Here is a 20933-nt window from a genome sequence, read left to right on the forward strand (position 1 = left end):
GCTATTTGAAACCAGACCACTCTGCGCGACGATCGAGGGCATGACCGCAGCACCCGTCACCGCTCCGCCCCGCGCTCTCGTCGACCTGGGCTTCCTCGCCCAGCTCCGCGCCGGCCGGCTGGGCCGACGGCTGCCGCAGCTGATGGTCGGCCTGGTCCTCTACGGCGTCAGCCTCGCCCTGATGGTGCGCGGCAACATCGGCCTCGCGCCCTGGGACGTGCTGCACTCCGGCCTCATCCGCCACGTGCCGCTGACGCTCGGCCAGGCGGTCGTCGTGATGAGCTTCGTCGTGCTGGTGCTGTGGATCCCGCTGCGCGAGCAGCCGGGCATCGGGACGATCGCCAACGCGCTGGTCGTCGGCTTCTCCGCCGACGCGACGCTGGCCCTCCTCGACGCACCGAGCGCGATGGCCGCACGGATCGCGCTGATGGTGGGCGGCGTCGTCCTCTGCGGCATCGCCTCCGGTCTCTACATCGGTGCCCAGCTCGGCCGTGGCCCGCGCGACGGCCTGATGACGGGACTCGCACGCCGCACCGGCCTCTCGCTCCGCCTCGTGCGGACGGCCCTGGAGGTCGTCGTCGTGCTGGTCGGGCTCGCCCTCGGAGGGGTTCTCGGCGTGGGCACGGTCGTCTATGCACTGACGATCGGGCCGCTCACGCAGGTCTTCCTCCCGATGTGCCTGATCGACATCGACGTCCCGGGCGGCGCGGCCGCTAGCCCGATCGAGGGAATTGCCCCGGCCAACCCTGCATAGACGGTGGTGCGGCTGGATAGTCTCAGGCCATGACCACCGATGGTTCCACGGCCGCTGCGCCCGAGCCGGCCCCTCTCGCCCCGCCCGAGCCGGTCCTCACCCTCACTGCGCCCGAGGCGCCCGCGCCGGTCACCGAGACCGCGGCGCCCAAGATGGCACCCCAGGTCTCCGCCGAGATGGTGCCCGAGCTCGACGCCAAGGTCGACACCTTCCTCACCGCCCTGAGCACGGAGAAGCCCGGCAGCCCGGGGTTCGCCGCCCAGGCCGAGAACGTCCGCACGATGGGCGACGCCGACATCCGCAAGGCGGCCGAGACGTCCAACCGGATGCTCGACAAGCCGGTCACCGCGCTCAAGGAGGGCGGCATCTCCCAGGGCTCCGACGTCGGCAAGACGCTGCTGGAGCTGCGCCGCACGATCGAGGACCTCGACCCGGGCCAGGCCACGGGTGCGAAGAAGTGGTGGGACAAGCTGCCCTTCAACGACAAGATCGAGGACTACTTCCGCAAGTACCAGTCCTCGCAGAGCCAGCTCAACGGCATCCTGCACCACCTGCGCAGCGGCCAGGACGAGCTGACGAAGGACAACGTTGCGCTCAACCTCGAGAAGACGAACCTCTGGGCCGTCATGGGGCGCCTCAACCAGTACATCTACGTCTCCGAGCGGCTCGACGCCAAGCTGTCGGCGAAGATCGCGGAGATGGAGCTGAGCGACCCCGAGGGCGCCAAGACGCTGTCGCAGGACGTGCTGTTCTACGTCCGGCAGAAGCACCAGGACCTGCTCACCCAGCTGGCGGTCTCGATCCAGGCCTACCTGGCGATCGACATCATCATCAAGAACAACATCGAGCTCATCAAGGGCGTCGACCGGGCGACCACGACCACGATCTCCGCGCTGCGGACCGCGGTGATCGTCGCCCAGGCGCTGAGCAACCAGAAGCTGGTGCTCGACCAGATCACGGCGCTCAACACGACGACGTCCAACCTGATCCAGAAGACCTCGGAGATGCTCAAGGAGAACTCCGCGAAGATCCAGGAGCAGGCGGCCTCCTCGACCATCGGCATCGAGCAGCTGCAGGCGGCCTTCGCCAACATCTACGCGACGATGGACTCCATCGACGAGTTCAAGTCGAAGGCCCTCGACACGATGTCGACGACGATCGGCGTGCTCGAGACCGAGGTCCAGAAGTCGCAGGCCTACCTCGACCGCGTCCAGCAGCACGATCAGCGCAACGCCGCCGGCACCCTCGACATCACGGGCTGAACGACACGTGGGACTGGGGTCGTGGCTCCGCAAGGCCCGCGGCAAGGAGGATGAGGCGACGTACGTCGCCCCGCCCCCGCCGACCGACAAGGACATCCTGGTGGCGCTCAACCGCGTCAACGCGATGTTGCAGGAGGGCAACGCACCGCCCGTCGTGATCTCGCGGGTGGTGAAGATCGCGCGCACCATCGCCCAGACGCTGCCGCGGCTGGCCGAGCTCGGCGTCGGGAGCTACGACGGCTACTCGTTGATGGCGACGGCGACCGAGTACCTCCCCGAGGCCGTCGGCGGCTACCTGCGGCTGCCCCGGGAGTGGGCCGACACCCGCCCGGTCGACGGCAACAAGACCTCCCTGATGGTGCTCATCGAGCAGCTCGAGCTGCTCGGCGTGACGATGGACAAGATCTTCGACGCCGCCAACCGCGCCGACGCGCAGGCGCTGATCGCGCACGGCAGGTTCCTCGAAGCCAAGTTCGGCCACTCCTCCACGGGTGGCCCCGACCTCAACCTGGGGACCCCATGACCTCCCTCACCGAAGCGCTCGACGGCGTCGTGGCGGCCGCCCACACGGCCGGCGTCGACGAGGCCGCCGCCCGTGCCGAGGGCGAGGCGCTCGCCGCGACGATCGCCGAGCGCTCCAAGGGGGCGTTCCTCGCCTGGGGCACCGCGACCGGGCGGCCCGGCGGTGCGGAGGAGTTCTTCCTCGCCGCCAAGCAGGGCAACCGGTTCCGCGGCGGTCCCACCCCGTTGCTGCACCAGCTGCTGCTGGAGAAGTCCGACCACGCCGCCGACTACGCCGGTGCGCTGACCGACGTCGCCGTCGCCGCCCAGGAGCTGGGCGAGCCGGGTCCGGACGCCCGCGGCGCGGCGGCGACGATCCTCGCCGCCCAGTCCGGTACGACGGCCCCGACCTCCGTGGGCGGCGGCAGCTCCTTCGACCTCCCGCCCGTGCGCCAGCCGGTGCCGGGGGTCGGCGACGAGCTGCTCGACCAGGTCAAGCGGATGGGCGAGCAGGTGAAGAGCCAGCTCGAGGCGCTCGGTGGTGCCGCGCCGACCATGCCGGGCGTCGAGGCCACCCCGAGCGAGGAACCCGCGGCGGGCGCGCAGACGGCGACCCAGGAGCCCGACGAGCCCGCCGCTGAGGAGCCGAAGCCCGAGGAGCCGACCAAGTCGGTCGAGGAGCTGCTCGCCGAGCTCGACGCCCTCATCGGGCTGCGGAACGTCAAGGACGAGATCCACCGACAGGCCGCCGTACTCCGGGTGGAGGGGTTGCGGAAGAAGGCCGGCCTCGAGAGCCCGACCATCACCCGGCACCTCGTCTTCAACGGCAACCCGGGCACCGGCAAGACGACCGTCGCGCGGCTGGTGGCCGGCATCTACCGCGCGCTCGGGCTGCTCTCGAAGGGCCAGCTCGTCGAGTGCGACCGGTCGGAGCTCGTGGCGGGCTACCTGGGCCAGACCGCGCAGAAGACGGCCGACGTCGTGAAGTCCGCCGAGGGCGGGGTGCTCTTCATCGACGAGGCCTACTCGCTCTCGGGCGACCAGTACGGCAAGGAGGCCATCGACACCCTGGTGAAGGAGATGGAGGACAAGCGCAACGACCTGGTCGTGATCGTGGCGGGCTACCCGCTGCCGATGGCTGTCTTCATCTCCGAGAACCCCGGTCTCGAGAGCCGTTTCCGCACCACGATCGACTTCAACGACTACACCGACGACGAGCTGGTCTCGATCTTCAGCCAGATGGCCACGGCCGCCGACTACGACGCGGGAGACGACGTGGTCGCGCGGCTGCGCGAGATCCTCGGCGGGGTGGTGCGGGGGCCGTCGTTCGGCAACGGCCGCTACGTGCGCAACATCCTGGAGGCCGCGATCGGGCAGCACGCCTGGCGGTTGCGTGACGTCGCCGAGCCGACCGTGGAGCAGCTGCGCTCGCTCGAACCGTCCGACATCGTGACGCCGGAGGAGGTCGAGACCGGCGAGGCCGGTCGGCCCGCCGAGCCGGCGATCGCACCGGATGGCACCCTGGTCCCGCCCGCCGACGCGGAACCCCCTGGGGTGGTCGATCCGTTGAAGCCGGTGGAGGAGCCCGCCGCGGGCGCCGCCGAGGAACCTGTCGAGAAGCCGCAGGAGGAGACCTCATGACGCAGTCCGCAGCAGCGCCCCCGCCACCGGCGGTCGCCGAGCAGCTGCCCGCGCCGCGCACCTCGCAGCGGTTCTGGCCCGCGCCCACCGGGAAGCCGGTGGGCGCCGGTGTCGCCGACACCCCGCGCCTGCTCAACCGCCTGCAGATCGCCGGCATGGCGACCGTGCTGCTCTTCGGCCTCCTCAGCGGCCTCGTGCAGTTCCTGTCCTACCAGTCCGACGGCCGGGCGGCCGACGACACGGAGCAGCTGGTGCGGATCCAGGAGATCCAGTCCAACCTGCTCGAGCTCGACGCGATCGCCACCAACCTGGTGCTCATCGGCGGAGAGGGCGACCACGCTCGCGAGGCACAGTACGACGCCGCGCTGACCGACGTCCTCGAGCAGATCGCCGCCGCGGCCGATGCGCAGTCCGCCGACGAGAAGGCGCTCGCCGCGCTCAACGTGCAGGTCAACGACTACGCGACCGCGATCGCGCAGGCGCGTGCGAACATCCGGCAGGGTTTCCCGATCGGCAAGGAGTACGTCAGTGAGGCCAGCCAGGCCCTCCGCGATGACTCTGTGCCGATCCTGACCAATCTCGTCGACGCGAACACCCAGCGGGCCGAGGACTCGATGGCCGGGCAGCACCCGTTCTACCTGCTGCTGATCGGCATCGTCGCCCTGACCGTCCTGGTGTGGATCAGCATGATGCTGGCGCGCCGGTTCCGCCGCTACCTCAACGTCGGCGTGGCCGTGGCCATGGCGATCGTGGCCCTGGTGACGCTGGTGGCGGCCATCGCCGCGTGGCGCGGCGACAACCAGAACGACGACCTCCTCAACAAGCAGCTCAAGGTGGCGGTCGACCAGGCCGCGGCACGCACTGCGGGCAACGATGCCAAGGCCAACGAGAGCCTCCGCCTGCTCAATCGCGGGTCGGGTGCGAAGTACGAGGATCCGTGGATCGCGGCGGCAAAGGTTGTCACGAGCAAAGCCGCCGACTCGATCCTGGACGACTGGCGGACCTATGCAGACATCCACGCCAAGATCGTGGACAACGACGAGCGAGACATCCGCCAACCCGCGATCCGGAGCGCGACGGGTGAGTCCACGACCGCCTTCGACGCCTTCGACAAGGCCGCACAGAAGCTCGTCGACGACAATGGCAGGACCACGACCGACGAGCTGCGAGCCGGTCGCGGCATCGCCCTCATCGGCAGTCTCCTGACGCTCGTCCTCGGCTTCGTCGCTGCCGTCGCCATCGCCCGAGGTATCGGTGCCCGGCGGAAGGAGTACGCATGAACCGCCGCCTGACCGCCGGACTGGCCGCCCTCGGCACGCTCGCCGCGCTGCTGGCGTCCTGCGGCTACGACGACACGCCGTTGCCGAAGCCGCCGGAGGCGGCCCCGACCTCGCCGCCGTCGAAGCCGCCATGCACGACGACGGATGCGGACTACCGGTCCTACGCGCCGAGCAGTGACGTCGTTGCGGGTGGCGCCGTCGAACGCATCCAGAAGCGAGGACGCCTCATCGTGGGAGTTTCCGCCGACACCTACCAGATGGCCGCGGAGAACCCGCAGAATGACAACCGGATCGAGGGGTTCGACATCGAGTTCGCCAAGGCCATCGGCAAGGCGATCTTCGGCTCCGACTTCGAGCTGGGGAAGAACATCCAGTTCAAGGTCATCACGGCCGGTGATCGGATTGGTGATCTCCAGAACCGCGTCGTCGACCTCGTCATTCGCAACTTCACCGTCACGTGTGACCGGTGGCAGCAGATCGCCTTTTCGCAGATCTACTACGAGGCGACCCAGAAGGTCCTCGTCACGCCGTCGCTCGCCGAGAAGTATGAAGGGCTACAGAGCCTCGCCGGTTTGAGAGTGTGCGCTCCGATCGGATCGACCAGCCTGACCAACATCCAGACCCAAGCCGACAAGCTGGGTGTGGATCCGTCGCCGATTCTCTCGCCTGCCGTCACCCACACCGGCTGCCTGGTGAAGTTCCAGCGCGGTGAAGTCGATGCGATCACGGGTGACGACACCGTGTTGGCTGGCCTGGCCGCACAGGACCCTTACGCCGTTGTACCGCCCTCGTGCGATGACCCGACCATCGCGCCTGGTACGGCGTGTCAGACCTCCTTGGAACCTGAGCCTTACGGCATCGGCGCGAACGGCGACGACATCGACCTGGTGCGATACGTCAACGCAGTGCTGGAAAACATGCGCAATGGCGCTTGGCAGGTGGCCTACAACAAGTACCTCGCGACTTACCTGGGCAGCGGCGCAACGCAGCCGCCTCCGTACCTCCCCTACCGCTAGGAGTGACCGCACTCTCCATGACCACAGCCCCTGACGCTCCCGGCAGGCTCGGCGAGGCGATCGAACCGGCGCTGATCCAGCGCTACGTCGTCGACCTCGACGGGTGGATCCGCACGCGCCAGGACGAGCTCGCCGACCTCGACCAGGCGGCGATCGCGGCGGGCCGCGGACAGGAGCTCGCCGGCGACATGGGGCTGCTGATGGCCCTGTGGAAGGCGATCCACGACCGCTACCAGCTGGTCTTCGCGACCTGGGACGGCGGCCGGGTGCTCCAGCAGCAGCGCGAACAGATCTCCGCGCTCATCTGGGGCCGGCTCGACGGGGCGACCGACATGCCGGGCGGCCTGGCCGTGTCGCTGCCCGAGGCGTGCCGGCTCAACGACGCGATGACCGGGCAGCTCAAGACCAAGCTCGCGCTCGCGCCCGACGCCGGCGCGCAGGCGGCGCGCGTTCGCGACCTGCGTGCGCAGCTGGAGCGGATCCGCGACCAGGTCGGGCTCGAGCCGGCGGTCACGCAGGACGACGCCGCCCGCACGCTGGCCGGCCTGATGCTGCGGTTGGACTCGGTCTCCGAGCGGATGGAGCGGGGCGCCGACGTGGGCGGCCTGCTCGGCCCGCTCGAGGTCGAGGCGACCACGTTCGAGCGCGACCTGATCGTCGGCAACGCGCGTCGTCGCGACGCCCGCGACAAGGTGCTCTCCGCGCGGGAGCTCCGCGCCGACCTCGAGGCCCGCGAGCAGGCGCTGCAGAAGCTGGCCGACCAGTGCGTGGCCACCGTGGACACGGCACCGCGCTTCGCCGTACCCGACGTCGACGCGCTCGGCCCGGTGCCGGTGACGCCCGACGAGATCGACGCCTACCTCGCGAGGCTGGACCGCGTGTCGCAGGCGCTGGAGTTCGCCCAGCACAAGTACGCCGACGCCCTGGCCGAGCACAGCGACCTGGTCGCGCTGCTCGACGCCTACGTCGCCAAGGCCACGGCGCACGGCGTCGCCGGAAGTCCCGACCTGGTCGAGAGCGAGAAGCAGGCCCGCGCCGTGCTCGCCCGGCGACCCGCACCGATATCCGTCGCCCAGCAGATGGTCGCGACCTACCAGACCTGGCTTCAGAAGGAGACCGCCCGATGACCACAGGCAGCGCGTGCACGCAGCCGGGATGCACCGGCACGATCGTCGACGGCTACTGCGACGTCTGCGGCATGGCGGGTGACGCGGGCGCGGCCCCGGCCGCCAGCGGCATCCCGACCGCCACCGTCGACGCGCCCGCGACCGGCACCGTGCCGGCGTCGGCCGTGCCCAACGGCACGCCGTGCGCCCAGCCCGGCTGCAGCGGCAAGATCCTCGACGGCTACTGCGACGTCTGCGGGTCGGCGGCCGACGCGCCGCCGGTGCTCGAGGCCCAGCCCGTCGGCGGCAACGACGCGTCGGTGGCGACCTCGTCGAGCCGGATCCAGTCCGCGGCGATCGGGTCGAAGCGGGCCGGGAGCGGCAGCGGCGCGACGCGGCGCACGCGCACCGGTTCGCAGCGGATGCGCGCGGCCCGCATCGGCGCCGGTCTCACCTCGGTCCCGCCGGCGCCGCCGCTCGACCCGGTGAAGGCGATCCTCGCCAACCCGCAGGTGCCCGAGGACAAGCGCAGCTGCGCCAAGTGCGGCAACGCCGTCGGACGCAGCGTCGACGGCCGGCCCGGACGCAGCGAGGGCTTCTGCCCCAACTGCGGCCAGGCGTTCTCCTTCACGCCGAAGCTGAAGCAGGGCGACCTGGTCGCCAACCAGTACGAGGTCGCCGGCGCGCTGGCGCACGGCGGGCTCGGCTGGATCTACCTCGCCCGCGACCGCAACGTCTCGAACCGCTGGGTCGTGCTCAAGGGCCTGCTCAACTCCGGCGACCCCGACGCGCTCGCGGCGGCGATCGCCGAGCAGCAGTTCCTCGCGCAGGTCGAGCACCCGGCGATCGTCGAGATCTACAACTTCGTGACCTACGAAGGTGCCGGCTACATCGTCATGGAGTACGTCGGCGGGAAGTCGCTCAAGGAGATCCTCAAGGACCGGATGCGTGCCAACGGCGGGGCCTACGACCCGCTGCCGGTGGACCAGGCGCTCGCCTACATCATCGAGCTGCTGCCGGCCTTCCAGTACCTCCACGACCTCGGGCTGGTCTACTGCGACTTCAAGCCCGACAACATGATCCAGGTCGGCGACGCGATGAAGCTCATCGACATGGGTGGCGTGCGGCGCCTCGACGACGACGAGTCGGCGATCTACGGCACGGTCGGCTACCAGGCGCCCGAGGTGGCCCAGGTCGGTCCGTCGATCGCCTCGGACATCTACACGATCGGCCGCACGCTGCTGGTGCTCTGCATGGAGTTCCGCGGCTACCAGGGCACCTACCTGGCCAGCCTCCCGCCCGTCGACTCCACGCCGCTCTTCCAGCAGTACGACTCGCTCTACCAGCTCATCGGCAAGTGCTGTGCCAAGGACCCGGCCGACCGGTTCGCCTCGGCCGACGAGCTGCGCACGCAGATGCTCGGCGTGCTGCGCGAGGTCGTCGCCCGCACCCACCAGGGAACCGCGCTGACCTCCGCCGCCTCCGTGCTGTTCGAGGCTCCCGAGGTGTCCCGCCCGATCACCGAGTGGAGCGAGCTGCCGCGGCTGCGGGAGGACACCACCGACTCGCAGTACGGCTGGCTGTCGACCATCGGCAACGACGACCCGCGGCAGCGGCTCAAGGCGCTCGACGCAGCGCCGGAGGACTCCGCGGAGGTGTGGCTGGCCCGCTGCAAGGCCGCGCTCGCGCTGAAGGAGGTGGCCGCGACCAACAGCTATGCCGGCAACCTGCTCTCGGCCGACCCGTGGGAGTGGCGGGCGCTGTGGATGCAGGGGCTCGCCGCCGTGCAGCAGGAGGACTGGGAGACGGCGAAGGCGTCGTTCAACGCGGTCTACCAACAGGTGCCGGGGGAGCTCGCACCGAAGCTGGCGCTGGCGTTCGCGTGCGAGAAGGGCGCGCAGCCCGAGGTCGCCGAAGGGCTCTACCAGACGTGTGCGAGCACCGATGCGTCGTACGTCGCCGCGGCGGCCTTCGGCATGGCGCGCGTCCGTGCGGCCCGGGGGGACACGCCGGGCGCCGTCGCCGCCCTCGACCTGGTGCCGACGACCAGCCGTGGCTACACCGAGAGCCGCCAGCAGCGCGCGGAGGTGCTGCTCGCGGGAAGCGGCAGCGACCTCGCCGTGCTCGACCAGGCGATGCGCACCATCGAAGGATCGTCGGTCAGTCCCTCGGTCCGGCAGCACTACACCGTGCGCATCCTCAAGGAGGCCCTGCCCGCGGTGGCGAAGAACCCGCCCCGGGCCGGCGTGAAGATCGGGTCCGTCCCGGCTTCCGAACGCGAGATCCGCTCGGGCATCGAGGGCGCCCTGCGCCTGCTCGCCCGCGACACCAACGACCTCGACGAGCGCGTCGACCTGGTCAACCAGGCCAACGCCGTGCGGAACTGGAGCCTGACATGACCGAGCAGCCCCCTCCCGCCGCCCCGGCCGGCACCGTGTGCCCGTCGTGCGGCGCCGACCTCGCGTCCGGCGTGCGCTTCTGCGAGTCGTGCGGTGCGCAGGTCGGCGACGCCGCCGCTGCGCCTCCCGCGATGGCGCCGGCCGACGGATCGTCCGACCCGCTGGGCGACGCGCCGATCAGCGCCCCGACGCGACGACCGGTCGACGCCCTGCCCGACCCGGTGCAGGGCAGCGGCCGGCGCCCGTGCGCGAACTGCGGGGGAGAGGTCGGCCCCGACCTCTACTGCCTGCAGTGCGGCACGAAGGCACCGAGCGAGCGCGACCACTTCGAGGAGGACCCGGCCACGTGGGTGTCCGGCGTCTGCGACAAGGGCGTGACCAAGGCCCGCAACGAGGACGCCATGGCGCTGCTTGCCGGCGCGAACCCGGGGTCGCGGGCCGTGCTCATCGTGCTCGACGGCGTCTCCTCCTCGACCGACTCCGACGTCGCCTCCCTCGCGGGTGCCCATGCTGCCCGCGAGGTGCTGCGCACGCCGCTGCCCGCGGGGATGGGCACCCCGCAGAGCCGCGACGCTGCGGTCGCGAAGGTCTTCGCCGACGCGGTCGCGGCGGCCAACACCGCGATCATCGCGGTGACCGACCCCGACTCCCCGAACCCGGCCTCGGCCACGTTCACCTGCGCGGTCCTGGAGGACGGCCGGATCAGCCACGCCAACGTCGGCGACTCCCGGTGCTACTGGGTGCCCGACGACGGCGAGGCGGTCGCCCTCACCCTCGACGACTCCGTGGCCGAGCAGCAGATCGCCTCCGGCATCGACCGCGAGACCGCCGAGCACAGCGAGCAGGCCCACGCGATCACCAAGTGGCTCGGTCGCGACGCCCAGGACATCGTCCCGAGCGTCGGCAGCCTCGACGTGACCGGTCCCGGGTGGGTGATGGCCTGCTCCGACGGGCTGTGGAACTACGCCTCCGACGCGGGGGCGATGAAGGCGCAGGTCCAGGCGGCCGGGCCGGTGCAGCCCCACGACCTCGCGCGCCACCTGCTCGACTTCGCCAACGCCTCCGGCGGACACGACAACATCACCGTCGCCCTCGCCCGTGTGGGCGACCTGCCCCCGGCGGCGGCTGCTGCGCCCCCGCCCCCGCCCCCGCCGCCGCCCCCGCCCGCGGCTCCGCCGTCACCGCCCCCGGTGCAGAATGCCGGTGGACCGACCGCACCGCCCGCACCGACCGAGGCACCAGCAGGAGAGGGAGCGCCCACCGATGGCTGAGTTCACCACGAGCGTCTACCAGAACGAGTTCCTCCCCGACGGGGGCACGGACGTCAACGCGATCGTCACGATCACCTGCGCCGGGGCGGGCACCGCGGGCCAGACCGGTTCGGGGGGCGCCGGCGAGATCGTCATCGTCGACACCTCCGGCTCGATGGGACCCGCGACCATGGAGGCGGCCAAGGACGCCGCGCAGGCAGCCCTGGCGGAGATCGCCGACGGCACCTGGTTCGCGGTCATCGCCGGGGCCGACCGGGCGATGCTGGCCTACCCGCCGGTGACGAGCGGGCCCGCGCTCGTCCAGATGAGCGACGACACCCGACGCGACGCGAACGCCGCTATCGAGCGGTTCGTCGGCAGTGGTGGCACGGCGATCTCGACCTGGCTCGACCTGGCGGGGCAGCTCTTCGCGTCGGTGCCGCAGGTGACGCAGCGCCACGCCCTGCTGCTGACCGACGGCGAGAACCGGGAGCGGCCGGGTCGGCTCGACGAGGCGATCAACCGCGCCACCGGCTACTTCCAGTGCGACTGCCGCGGCGTCGGCACCGACTGGCAGGTCGCCGAGCTGCGGCGCATCTCGACCGCCCTCCTCGGCACGGTCGACCTCATCCCCGGGCCCGACCAGATGCGCGCGCAGTTCCAGGAGATCATGCGGGCCTCGATGGCGCGCGGGGTGGCCGACGCGAAGCTGCGCATCTGGACGCCGCAGGGCGCCCAGGTGCTGTTCGTGCGCCAGGTCGCGCCGACGCTGGAGGACCTCACCGACCGCGGCACCCAGGTCAACCCGCTGACCCGTGACTTCCCGACCGGCGCCTGGGCCGACGAGTCGCGCGACTACCACGTCGCCGTGCGCGTGGCCGCGAAGGCGGTCGGGCAGGAGCAGCTCGCGGCGCGGGTGCAGCTGGCGCTGGGCGACGACGTGGTGACCCAGGGCCTGGTGAAGGCGACCTGGTCCAACGACTCGGAGCTGACCGCGAAGATCGACCAGCAGGTCGCCCACTACACCGGGCAGACCGAGCTCGCCGCCGCGATCCAGGAGGGCCTCGCGGCCCGGGCGGCGGGCGACGACGCGACCGCGACCACCAAGCTCGGCCGCGCCGTGCAGCTCGCCGCGGCGACCGGCAACGAGGAGGCGACGGCCAAGCTCAAGAAGGTGGTCGACGTCGAGAACGAGGCCGACGGCACGGTGCGTCTCAAGCGAGCCGTCGAGAAGGCTGATGAGATGGCTCTCGACACCGCTTCGACGAAGACGACCCGGGTCCGCCCGGCCGGGAGCTGACCTTGCCTACCTGTCCCTCGGGCCACACCTCCGCAGCCAGCGACTACTGCGACGTCTGCGGGCTGCCCATCACCGACAGCGGACCGGCCCCCATGCCCGCCGGTGACGCGCCGGCGGCCCCGGAGACCCCTCCCGCGGCGCCGGCGCCGAGCGACTCGACCTGTCCGAACTGCTCGGCGGTCAACCCGGCCAACGCCTTGTTCTGCGAGGCCTGCGGCTACGACTTCACGACCGGGCAGGCGCCGCGGACCCCGTCGCCGCTCGACCTCGCCACGCCGGCGGCGAGCCCGACGGCCACGGCGACCGACCTCGATCCGCCGACGGCGGAGACCCCGAAGTCCGTCGCGCCCCCGCTGGCCGATGCGTGGGTGGCCGAGGTCTGGATCGACCCGGACTGGTACGCCGACCAGGACTCGACCGATCCGCTGCCCTCGGCAGGCGTGCCCGTCGTCGTACCCCTGCGGACGGCGTCGATCCTCGTCGGCCGCACCTCGCGCAGCCGCAACATCCACCCCGACATCGACCTGTCGACCGACAGCGGCATCAGCCGCCGCCACTGCCAGCTGACCACCGACGGCACCCGCTGGTGGGTCGAGGACCTCGGCTCGTCCAACGGCACCTACGTCGGCGGTCCGCTCGGCCCGCTGCCGACCGAGCCGGTCCCGCCGGGGGAGAAGCGCGAGGTCGCCGCCGACGAGCGGATCTACCTCGGCGCCTGGAGCCGCATCGTCATCCGCCGCCCCGCACCCGGCGAGCTCACCTAGCCGCCTCGGCGGTCAGGGGAGGCGGAGCCGGGCCTCATACATGCGGCGGCCCAGGGTCGCCAGCGCCTCGCCGTCGAAGTGGGCGGCGTCGCCGGTGTGACCGAGGCCCTCGGAGGAGGCCACGGCGTCGCGCGGGCCGCCGAGGCCGCCGGCGGACCAGAAGTCGTTGCGTGCCGAGAGCCAGCCGTCGCGCACCAGCTCGCCGGCGATGAAGCGGGTCTCCCCGGTCCACCACGGCTGCCGTGCCAGCGCGGCGCGCATCCGCTCGAACGCGGCGCGGTAGTCCTCCAGCGTCAGCAGGCGGGTCGGCACCATGGTGGCCTCGGGCTCGTCCGACTCGCCCTGGTGCCACAGCATCGTGTCGACCGTGTCGACGCCACGCTCCGCCAGCTCCGGGCTGTGCAGCGCGTAGTTGGTCTCGGTGACGAGGCGGGAGAGGTTCTCGGCGACCTCGCCCTCCCAGGTGAGGATCGTGCTGCCGTTGACCGCGTGCCCGACGAGGTAGACGTCCTCGTCGAGGTGCTCCGCCAGGAGTACGGCGAAGTGCAGTGCGAGGTTGTTGGCGACCCGGCCCTCGGGGCCGGCCACCTCGTTGAACGGCGCCTGCCCGAGCTCGGCGACGCGCCACCGGCCTTCCGCGCCCCGGTTGTCCCACGCGCGCACCCGCGGAGACCGCGGTTTCGCGCCGCCGGTCGCGAGCCGGTGGCCGAGCATGTTCGACTGCCCGCCGAAGAGGACCAGGCGGGCGCGCGGGGACTCACTCATCGGGCTCCTCGTCGGGCTTGTCGTACCAGTTGCGCTGCTCGGGAGGGAGCAGCTGGAAGACGTCGATCGGCGGCCGCCAGTCTCCGCGGCCGACCCACTGCAGCGGCCGCATCTTCGTGTAGACGGTGCCGTCGTAGCCGTGGAAGATCCGCCCGATGACGTTCTCGCGCATCGCGTCGATCGAGTTGTCCTCGATGCCGAAGAGCGGGAAAAGCGACTCCTCGACGAAGAACCCGTTGCCGTTGGTGGTCGCGACCAGCTCGTAGCCCTTGCGCTTGCCGAGCTCGACCATCGCAGCCAGCGACGCACCCTGGTGGATCGACATGTCCTGGTCCTGGATGAACACCACGTCGTTGGGGATGCTGGGGTTGAACTCGATCACCACGACGCGCGGCCGGTAGCGCTTGAGCGTCTGCCACACGAAGTAGTCGGCCCCGTCGATGTCGATGCTCACCAGGTCGAGGTCCCGTGGGCACGGCGTCGTCGCGAGGTGGTCGTCCAGGGAGTCCTTGCCACGCTCGAAACCGACGATCCCGAGGATCGGGTGGACCCGCTCGTTGCCGGCGTAGTTGGCCCTGAGCTCCTCGAACTTCGCCGCGCTGCCCTCGATCAGCACGCCGCTCCAGCCGAGGTCGCGGATCAGGTGGCAGGTGTTGCTGAGGTAGACCCCGTCCCACGCGCCGAACTCGACGCACCACTGGTTGGTCGACCCGACGACCTCGAAGATCTTCTCGATCACGCCGTCCTCGCCGAACTGCGAGTAGACGTTGCGCCGTGCCGCCTGGACGTAGCAGCTCTCCGGCTTCCGTCGGTCGAGGTCGATGACGCGCAGGACCGGCATGGCCCCAAACTAGGCCACCCGCCCCAGTGAGGTCAGCGGCGCGTGGCGATCACGACCGACGAGTCGGCGGCGACCATCATCTCGACGGCGGTGAACCGTTCGTCGGTCAGCCACTCCTCGCGCAGCGTGTCGACCCGCCCGGCGAAGATCGGCGGCCACTGCTCGCAGGGCCAGAAGTTGTCGAGCACCACGATGCCCCCGGGCTCGACGAGGTCGGCCAGCGCGTCGACGCCGACCTCGCTGGGCTGCTCGGAGTCGAGGAACAGCAGCGAGTAGGGGCCCTTGTCCATCAGGGTCGACCAGTCGGCCGTGAGCACGTCGACCAGCGGGTCGTCGACGAAGATCTCCGCGGCGGCGCGGGCGAGCTTCGGGTCCAGCTCGGCGGTGAGGATGCGGGCCTGCTTGTCGCGCACGCCCGATCGCAGCCAGGCGGTGCCCACGCCGCAGCCCGTGCCGAACTCGGCCATGATCCCGCTCCGGGTGGCGGCGAGGGTGGCCAGCAGTCGTCCGGTCTCGTTGCGGCAGAAGGCCACGTAGCCCGCGCGACGGGAGACGTCGAACGCGCGGTTGACCACGTCGGGCAGGTCCGGGGGCGCGCTCATGTAAGGAGTCTTTCACCCGGTAACCGGTGTCTCGACATCCGAACAAGGAGCGGAATTGGTGGGACAGGCGGTCGCGGGCGTCGTACGCTCGACCCACCATGCGGCACTTCTACGTACTTATCGTGCGCCGCGGCGGGGCCTGAGAGAGGCCACCTCGCCGCGGTGTGCTGCGGCGTGCATCCCCTCGCCGGCATGGCTTCTCACTCACACTGATCTGAAGCCCTGCACGAAAGCGAGACCGTCATGTACGAGATGTATCCGGACTGGGGCCCTGCGAAGCACGACCCCGACCACCCGCTGCGCCGCGCCGGCTCCGACGCGCTGCAGACCGCGTTCAACACGCCCACCGGTACTGCCCTGCGAGACGAGGACGACCTGCGTCCTGACGACAACTAACGTCTCCGACCGTGACTTCCCAGAGCAACCAGTCCGTCAGCCCGGCCGCCTCCGTCGAGGGGAGCGTGGCTCTCGCCGTGGTGCCCGGTGACGGCATCGGCCCCGAGGTGACGGCCGAGGCGCTCAAGGTGCTCGAGGTCGCGGCGCCCGACGGCGTGAAGTTCGAGCAGACCCGCTACGACCTGGGCGCAGAGCGGTACCTCGCCACCCATGAGGTGCTGCCCGACTCCGTGCTCGCCGAGATCCGGCAGCACGACGCGATCCTCCTCGGAGCGGTGGGCGGCAAGCCCAACGACCCCAACCTTCCTCCCGGCATCCTCGAGCGCGGCCTGCTCCTGCGGCTGCGGTTCGAGCTCGACCACTACGTCAACCTGCGGCCTTCCCGGATCTACCCGGGAGCGGTCTCGCCCCTCTCCACCGAGGTGCTCGGCAAGGGCGAGGTCGACTTCGTGGTGGTCCGCGAGGGAACCGAGGGTCCCTACACCGGCAACGGTGGCGCACTCCGGACCGGCACCCCGGCGGAGATCGCGACCGAGGTCTCGGTGAACACGGCGTACGGCGTCGAGCGGGTCATCCGCGACGCGTTCGCCCGTGCGCAGCGCCGGCCCCGCAAGAAGCTCACCCTGGTCCACAAGACCAACGTGCTCGTCAACGCGGGGTCGCTGTGGTGGCGGCTGTTCGAGGAGGTCGCGACCGAGTTCCCCGACGTCACGACCGACTACTGCCACATCGACGCGGTGATGATCTTCCTCGCGACGGACCCGCAGCGGTTCGACGTGGTCGTCACCGACAACCTCTTCGGTGACATCGTCACCGACCTCGCCGCCGCGATCACCGGCGGCATCGGGCTGGCCGCCTCCGGCAACGTCAACCCCGACCGCACCGCGCCGTCGATGTTCGAGCCGGTGCACGGCTCGGCGCCCGACATCGCCGGCCAGATGATCGCCGACCCGACGGCCGCGATCCTCAGTGGTGCGCTGCTCCTGGACCACCTCGGCCACCCCGAGGCGGCGGCGCGCATCGAGTCCGCCGTCATCGACGACCTCGCCGCGCGTGCGCCCGGCGAGAAGCGCTCGACCCCCGAGGTCGGCGACGCCATCGCTGCCCGAGTAGCTGGCTGAGCCGGTCCCCGAATCGCCCCGACCGGCTCCCGTTCCAGGGCCCGGTCGCCGATTCGGCTGCCCGGCCGATCCCAACTACTAGGAAGTACGACTAAATTGGCTGCCATGCAGATCAGCACCACCCTCTCGCCGACCCCGACCGACGACGCGCGCTTGGCCGAGATCCTCGCCAACCCCGGCTTCGGCACGCACTTCACCGACCACATGTTCACGGTCGAGTGGACGCCGGCCGAGGGCTGGCACGACGCGCGCATCACGCCGTACGGGCCGATCACGCTCGATCCCGCGGCCGCGGTCCTGCACTACGCGCAGGAGATCTTCGAGGGGATGAAGGCCTACCGCCACGACGACGGCTCGGTGTGGCTGTTCCGTCCCGAGGCCAACGCGGAGCGGATGGTGCGCTCGACCGAGCGCCTCGCGCTGCCCGCCCTCCCGGTCGAGGACTTCGTCCAGGCCGTCGACGCGCTCGTCGAGGTCGACCAGCGCTGGGTGCCGGCCAACGACCAGGGGGGCGAGAAGAGCCTCTACATCCGGCCGTTCATGTTCGCGTCGGAGAAGTTCCTCGGCGTCCGGCCGGCCGAGCACGTCACCTTCATGGTGATCGCCAGCCCCGCCGGTGCCTACTTCAAGGGCGGCGCGAAGCCGGTCAACCTCTGGCTCACCGAGGAGTACACCCGCGCCGGCCGCGGCGGCATGGGCGCGGCGAAGACCGGCGGCAACTACGCCAGCTCGCTGGTCGCCCAGCGCGAGGCCTACGCCCACGGCTGCGACCAGGTGGTCTTCCTCGACGCCGAGGAGGGCAAGTACGTCGAGGAGCTCGGCGGCATGAACATGTACTACGTCTACGACGACGGTTCCATCGTCACGCCCGAGACCGGCACCATCCTCGAGGGCATCACCCGGGCCTCGGTCATCGAGCTCGCCGGGAAGATGGGCTACCAGGTGACCGAGCGGAAGTTCGGCATCGACGAGTGGATCGAGGGCGTGACCAGCGGCCGGATCACCGAGATCTTCGCCTGCGGCACCGCGGCGGTCGTGACCCCCGTGGGCAGCCTGAAGACGAAGGACGGCGAGTCGCCCGCCCCCGCCAGCACCGAGCTCACGATGGCGATCCGTGACGCGCTGGTCGACATCCAGTTCGGTCGGGCCGAGGACACGTTCGGCTGGATGCACAAGAGCGTCTGAGATCGCCCGGACCTCAGGCGCGCGCCCGCCTGTAGATCGCGTTGACCTGGCGCGCGATCCGTCGCCGGGAAGCGAGCTCGGCGTCGACGTACACCACGTTGTACTGGTGGGCCCGCTGCACGTCGCGCATCACCGGCACCAGTCCGCAGCCGGCGAGGAAGCGCGCCACGTCGGTGTCGAGCCACTGGCCGTCCCAGACCTGCTCGCTCTCGACCTCCACGTAGACGAGTGAAGCCCGGGCGAGGACCTTCTGGCCCGAGCTCAGCACCTGCCCGGTCGCTCCCTCGACGTCGATCCAGGCGACGACCACGTCGTCGTCGGCGACGCTGACGAAGTCGTCGAGCGGCACCGACGGCACGGCGACCGTCTCGGTCTCCTCCGCGTAGCGATGGTGCGCGAGGCTGGCCATCCGGCTGTCACGGTCCTTGTCGAAGCGCCGCCCTCGGCGGGTGTTGTGGAGCTGGCGGGGGATGCCCAGCTCGACCGTGCCGTCGACCTCCGAGACCGCCAGGTGGTGGTACTCCACGCCGCTGTCGGCGTGCTCGCCGGCGTACTTCTCGTGGACGTAGGGGTTGGCCTCGAAGGCGACGCAGCGGGTCGCGGGCAGCTCGGCCTTGAGCCAGGCGCTGAACGTCGCCTCGTGCGCGCCGACCTCGAGGGCGAGCGTCGGCGCGAGCTCGAGGCACAGCCGACGGAACCGCTGTTCGACGCGCTCGCCCACGAGCTCCTTCGGGAGCTTGCGGGCGCGGTCGGCCAGCAGGTGCGACCAGTGGCGGTAGGCCGCGTCGAAGGCGCGCGTGACGAGTGGGTCCGAGATGTCCTGCAAGGTGCCGTACCTTCCCCGAGTGGTCGTGCAGCTGACCTCAAGGTACCCGGAAGCCATCCGGGGCAACGCAAACCCGCCGTGCCTGAGCTTCGGACGCGGTCCCGCTGGGTAGCCTCGTCGCGTGACGAGCCCAGCAGTCGGCCCCGCCGCGGGAGAGTCGCCCCCACGCGTGGGCGACTACACGCTGCTGACCCGGCTCGGCGAGGGCGGCATGGGCATCGTCCACCTCGCACGGGCCGACGACGGACGCCGGGTGGCACTCAAGGTGCTGCGGCCCCACATCGTCGGCGACGAGGAGGCCCGCCAGCGGCTGGCGCGCGAGGTCAACACGCTGACCCTCGTGCGCAGCCCGTGGATCGCGGAGTTCCTCGACGCGGACCCGTGGGCCGACGTGCCCTACGTCGTCACCCGCTACGTGCCGGGGTTGTCGCTGCACGACCACGTGCTCGACGAGGGGCCGGTCGACGGGCGCGACCTGCTGTGGCTCGCCGGGTGCCTCGCCGAAGGCATCGCGGCCGTCCACCACGCCGACGTGCTCCACCGCGACATCAAGCCGTCCAACGTGCTGATGGAGGGACGCACCCCGATCCTCATCGACTTCGGCCTCGCCCGGGTCGCTGACGACCCACGGCTGACCCAGACCGGTTGGCTGCTTGGCACACCGGGCTACCTCGCGCCGGAGATCCTGTACGGCGACGACCCGACGCCCGCGGCCGACATCTACGCCTGGGCGGCCACGGTGGCCTACGGCGCGACGGGCCGGCCGCCCTTCGGACGCGGACCGTCGATGGCGATCATGGACCGCGCGCGGCGCGGCGAGCACGACCTGGTCGGCATCGAGGGCCCGCTGGCCGCGGTGCTCCACGCCGCGCTCGACCCCGACCCGCTCGCGCGGCCCACCCTGGCCGAGCTGCTCGCCTGGCTGCGCCCGCTCAGCACCCAGCCGTCGGCTCCGGCAGCGCCCCCGCCGGTCGAGCGGAGCGGGATCGACGACGACTTCACGCTGCCGGTGGCGCTGGCCAACGGTGCCTACGCGCCCGTCGCCCACGGGTCGCCACCGCCACCGTCGGCGCACGCGACCCGGGTGCTGACCTCCGACCTGCCGTCCCCGCCACCCGGCCCGCCGGCCACGATCGGGGCTCCGGCCTGGGGGCCCGATGCCCCGGGCAACCCGGCCCCGGGCTACCCGTGGGACCCCGCGCTCCTCGCCCCGCCGCCCCGGGTGCCCGTCGCCGAGCGCATCCGCCGCGGCCTGGCGGTCGCCTGCGGGGGACTGGTCCTCGGCAGCCTCACCGCCCTGGCGCCGTACGTCACGTTGCTGGCGGTCGTCCTCGGCGTCTGGCTGCTTCGCACCGGGTCGCTGGCGGGCTCGGCGGTCGCGGACCGCCGCACGCTGCGCGGCACCCGTTGGTACGACGGCGCGCTGGCCGCCTTCTCCACGCCGTGGCACTCGGTGCGGGCCGTCACCGGCACGGCCGTGCTGGTGACCTGGAGCCTCGGTCTCGCGCTCGCGGCCGGGCTGGTCTGCTACGCCCTCGCGCTCGACGGCGCGACGACCCTCTTCGCCGCCGGCACCGCTCTCGGCATCGCACTGTGGTCGGGCCCGGGCGCGAGCCGGTTCCGCTCGCCGGTCTCCAAGCTGCTCTACCCGATGACGGGCACCTGGCGGCGGTGGTTGCCGCTCTGCGCGGTGCTCGTCCTGGCCGCCGGGCTGCTCGGTCTGGTGGTCAGCGTCGAGGGTGTGCACTGGCTGCCGGGGTCCGGTCCGCCGTTCGGTATCTGAGCCGACGCGCCGGAGCGCTGTGGCACACTGGTCGGGTGCGACAGCACCAGATCATCATTGCGTAGCGCGTCGAACGGGACCGATCCCGCCCGACGCGCCAGCCTCTCGTTCCCTTCGAGAGGCTTTTGTTTTGCCTGGAAG

Annotated in this window: 19 protein-coding genes; 15 read left to right on the top strand and 4 right to left on the bottom strand. The window is 71.3% G+C overall.

Annotation, left to right across the window (positions count from 1 at the left end; all coding sequences use genetic code 11):
• Window positions 1-40: 40 nt before the first annotated feature.
• The 11 genes from yczE to ACAX67_RS08480 are packed head-to-tail and all read left to right on the top strand — an operon-like array spanning window position 41 to window position 13273.
• Complete coding sequence (yczE, locus tag ACAX67_RS08430; RefSeq protein ID WP_370703364.1) at window positions 41-754, top strand: membrane protein YczE; 714 nt, start codon at window positions 41-43, stop codon at window positions 752-754.
• Window positions 755-783: 29 nt separating this feature from the next.
• Window positions 784-2016: a toxic anion resistance protein gene (locus tag ACAX67_RS08435; RefSeq protein ID WP_370703365.1), complete on the top strand. Its 1233-nt coding sequence runs from the start codon at window positions 784-786 to the stop codon at window positions 2014-2016.
• Window positions 2017-2023: 7 nt separating this feature from the next.
• A complete protein-coding gene (locus tag ACAX67_RS08440; protein ID WP_370703366.1) occupies window positions 2024-2539 on the top strand; it encodes a hypothetical protein in 516 nt (171 codons plus the stop codon).
• Window positions 2536-4158: an AAA family ATPase gene (locus ACAX67_RS08445; RefSeq protein WP_370703367.1), complete on the top strand. Its 1623-nt coding sequence runs from the start codon at window positions 2536-2538 to the stop codon at window positions 4156-4158. Before ACAX67_RS08440 ends, ACAX67_RS08445 begins: the two co-directional genes overlap by 4 nt.
• Window positions 4155-5438 (top strand): GlnX family signal transduction membrane protein, encoded by a 1284-nt coding sequence (locus ACAX67_RS08450; protein ID WP_370703368.1) that lies wholly within the window; start codon window positions 4155-4157, stop codon window positions 5436-5438. Before ACAX67_RS08445 ends, ACAX67_RS08450 begins: the two co-directional genes overlap by 4 nt.
• Window positions 5435-6454, top strand: a complete 1020-nt coding sequence (locus ACAX67_RS08455) for a transporter substrate-binding domain-containing protein (RefSeq protein ID WP_370703369.1) — start codon at window positions 5435-5437, stop codon at window positions 6452-6454. Before ACAX67_RS08450 ends, ACAX67_RS08455 begins: the two co-directional genes overlap by 4 nt.
• Before the next feature lie 17 nt (window positions 6455-6471).
• The gene (locus ACAX67_RS08460) at window positions 6472-7581 is read left to right on the top strand and encodes a hypothetical protein (protein WP_370703370.1); all 1110 of its coding nucleotides are present in this window, start codon (window positions 6472-6474) and stop codon (window positions 7579-7581) included.
• A complete protein-coding gene (locus ACAX67_RS08465; RefSeq protein ID WP_370703371.1) occupies window positions 7578-9959 on the top strand; it encodes a serine/threonine-protein kinase in 2382 nt (793 codons plus the stop codon). Before ACAX67_RS08460 ends, ACAX67_RS08465 begins: the two co-directional genes overlap by 4 nt.
• Window positions 9956-11230: a PP2C family protein-serine/threonine phosphatase gene (locus ACAX67_RS08470; RefSeq protein ID WP_370703372.1), complete on the top strand. Its 1275-nt coding sequence runs from the start codon at window positions 9956-9958 to the stop codon at window positions 11228-11230. Before ACAX67_RS08465 ends, ACAX67_RS08470 begins: the two co-directional genes overlap by 4 nt.
• Entirely contained in the window at window positions 11223-12509 is a 1287-nt protein-coding gene (locus ACAX67_RS08475; protein ID WP_370703373.1) for a vWA domain-containing protein, read from the top strand. Before ACAX67_RS08470 ends, ACAX67_RS08475 begins: the two co-directional genes overlap by 8 nt.
• Window positions 12510-12511: 2 nt before the next feature.
• A complete protein-coding gene (locus ACAX67_RS08480; RefSeq protein WP_370703374.1) occupies window positions 12512-13273 on the top strand; it encodes an FHA domain-containing protein in 762 nt (253 codons plus the stop codon).
• 12 nt (window positions 13274-13285) lie between these two features.
• Here ACAX67_RS08480 and ACAX67_RS08485 read toward each other — a convergent pair whose 3' ends face one another.
• From ACAX67_RS08485 to ACAX67_RS08495, 3 genes are read right to left on the bottom strand one after another with little or no spacing between them, the layout of a single operon-like run.
• Window positions 13286-14038 carry a sialate O-acetylesterase gene (locus ACAX67_RS08485; RefSeq protein WP_370703375.1) on the bottom strand — a complete coding sequence of 251 codons (753 nt, stop codon included), beginning with the start codon at window positions 14036-14038 and terminating at the stop codon, window positions 13286-13288.
• Window positions 14031-14879 (bottom strand): class I SAM-dependent methyltransferase, encoded by an 849-nt coding sequence (locus tag ACAX67_RS08490; RefSeq protein WP_370703376.1) that lies wholly within the window; start codon window positions 14877-14879, stop codon window positions 14031-14033. Before ACAX67_RS08490 ends, ACAX67_RS08485 begins: the two co-directional genes overlap by 8 nt.
• 32 nt (window positions 14880-14911) lie before the next feature.
• The gene (locus ACAX67_RS08495; RefSeq protein WP_370703377.1) at window positions 14912-15481 is read right to left on the bottom strand and encodes an O-methyltransferase; all 570 of its coding nucleotides are present in this window, start codon (window positions 15479-15481) and stop codon (window positions 14912-14914) included.
• Window positions 15482-15724: 243 nt separating this feature from the next.
• Here ACAX67_RS08495 and ACAX67_RS08500 point away from each other — a divergent pair, with 243 nt between their 5' ends.
• The 3 genes from ACAX67_RS08500 (at window position 15725) to ACAX67_RS08510 (ending at window position 18183) form a co-directional block, all read left to right on the top strand.
• Window positions 15725-15877, top strand: a complete 153-nt coding sequence (locus tag ACAX67_RS08500; protein ID WP_370703378.1) for a hypothetical protein — start codon at window positions 15725-15727, stop codon at window positions 15875-15877.
• Between the two features lie 11 nt (window positions 15878-15888).
• Window positions 15889-16998, top strand: a complete 1110-nt coding sequence (locus tag ACAX67_RS08505) for a 3-isopropylmalate dehydrogenase (protein ID WP_527890995.1) — start codon at window positions 15889-15891, stop codon at window positions 16996-16998.
• Window positions 16999-17103: 105 nt separating this feature from the next.
• Window positions 17104-18183: a branched-chain amino acid aminotransferase gene (locus ACAX67_RS08510; protein ID WP_370703379.1), complete on the top strand. Its 1080-nt coding sequence runs from the start codon at window positions 17104-17106 to the stop codon at window positions 18181-18183.
• 13 nt (window positions 18184-18196) lie between these two features.
• Here ACAX67_RS08510 and ACAX67_RS08515 read toward each other — a convergent pair whose 3' ends face one another.
• Window positions 18197-19009, bottom strand: a complete 813-nt coding sequence (locus ACAX67_RS08515) for an FkbM family methyltransferase (RefSeq protein ID WP_370703380.1) — start codon at window positions 19007-19009, stop codon at window positions 18197-18199.
• Window positions 19010-19130: 121 nt separating this feature from the next.
• Here ACAX67_RS08515 and ACAX67_RS08520 point away from each other — a divergent pair, with 121 nt between their 5' ends.
• Window positions 19131-20792 carry a serine/threonine-protein kinase gene (locus ACAX67_RS08520; protein WP_370703381.1) on the top strand — a complete coding sequence of 554 codons (1662 nt, stop codon included), beginning with the start codon at window positions 19131-19133 and terminating at the stop codon, window positions 20790-20792.
• Window positions 20793-20933 lie beyond the last annotated feature (141 nt).

Source organism: Nocardioides candidus, assembly GCF_041321175.1.
In the GTDB taxonomy this organism is placed as follows: Bacteria; Actinomycetota; Actinomycetes; order Propionibacteriales; family Nocardioidaceae; genus Nocardioides.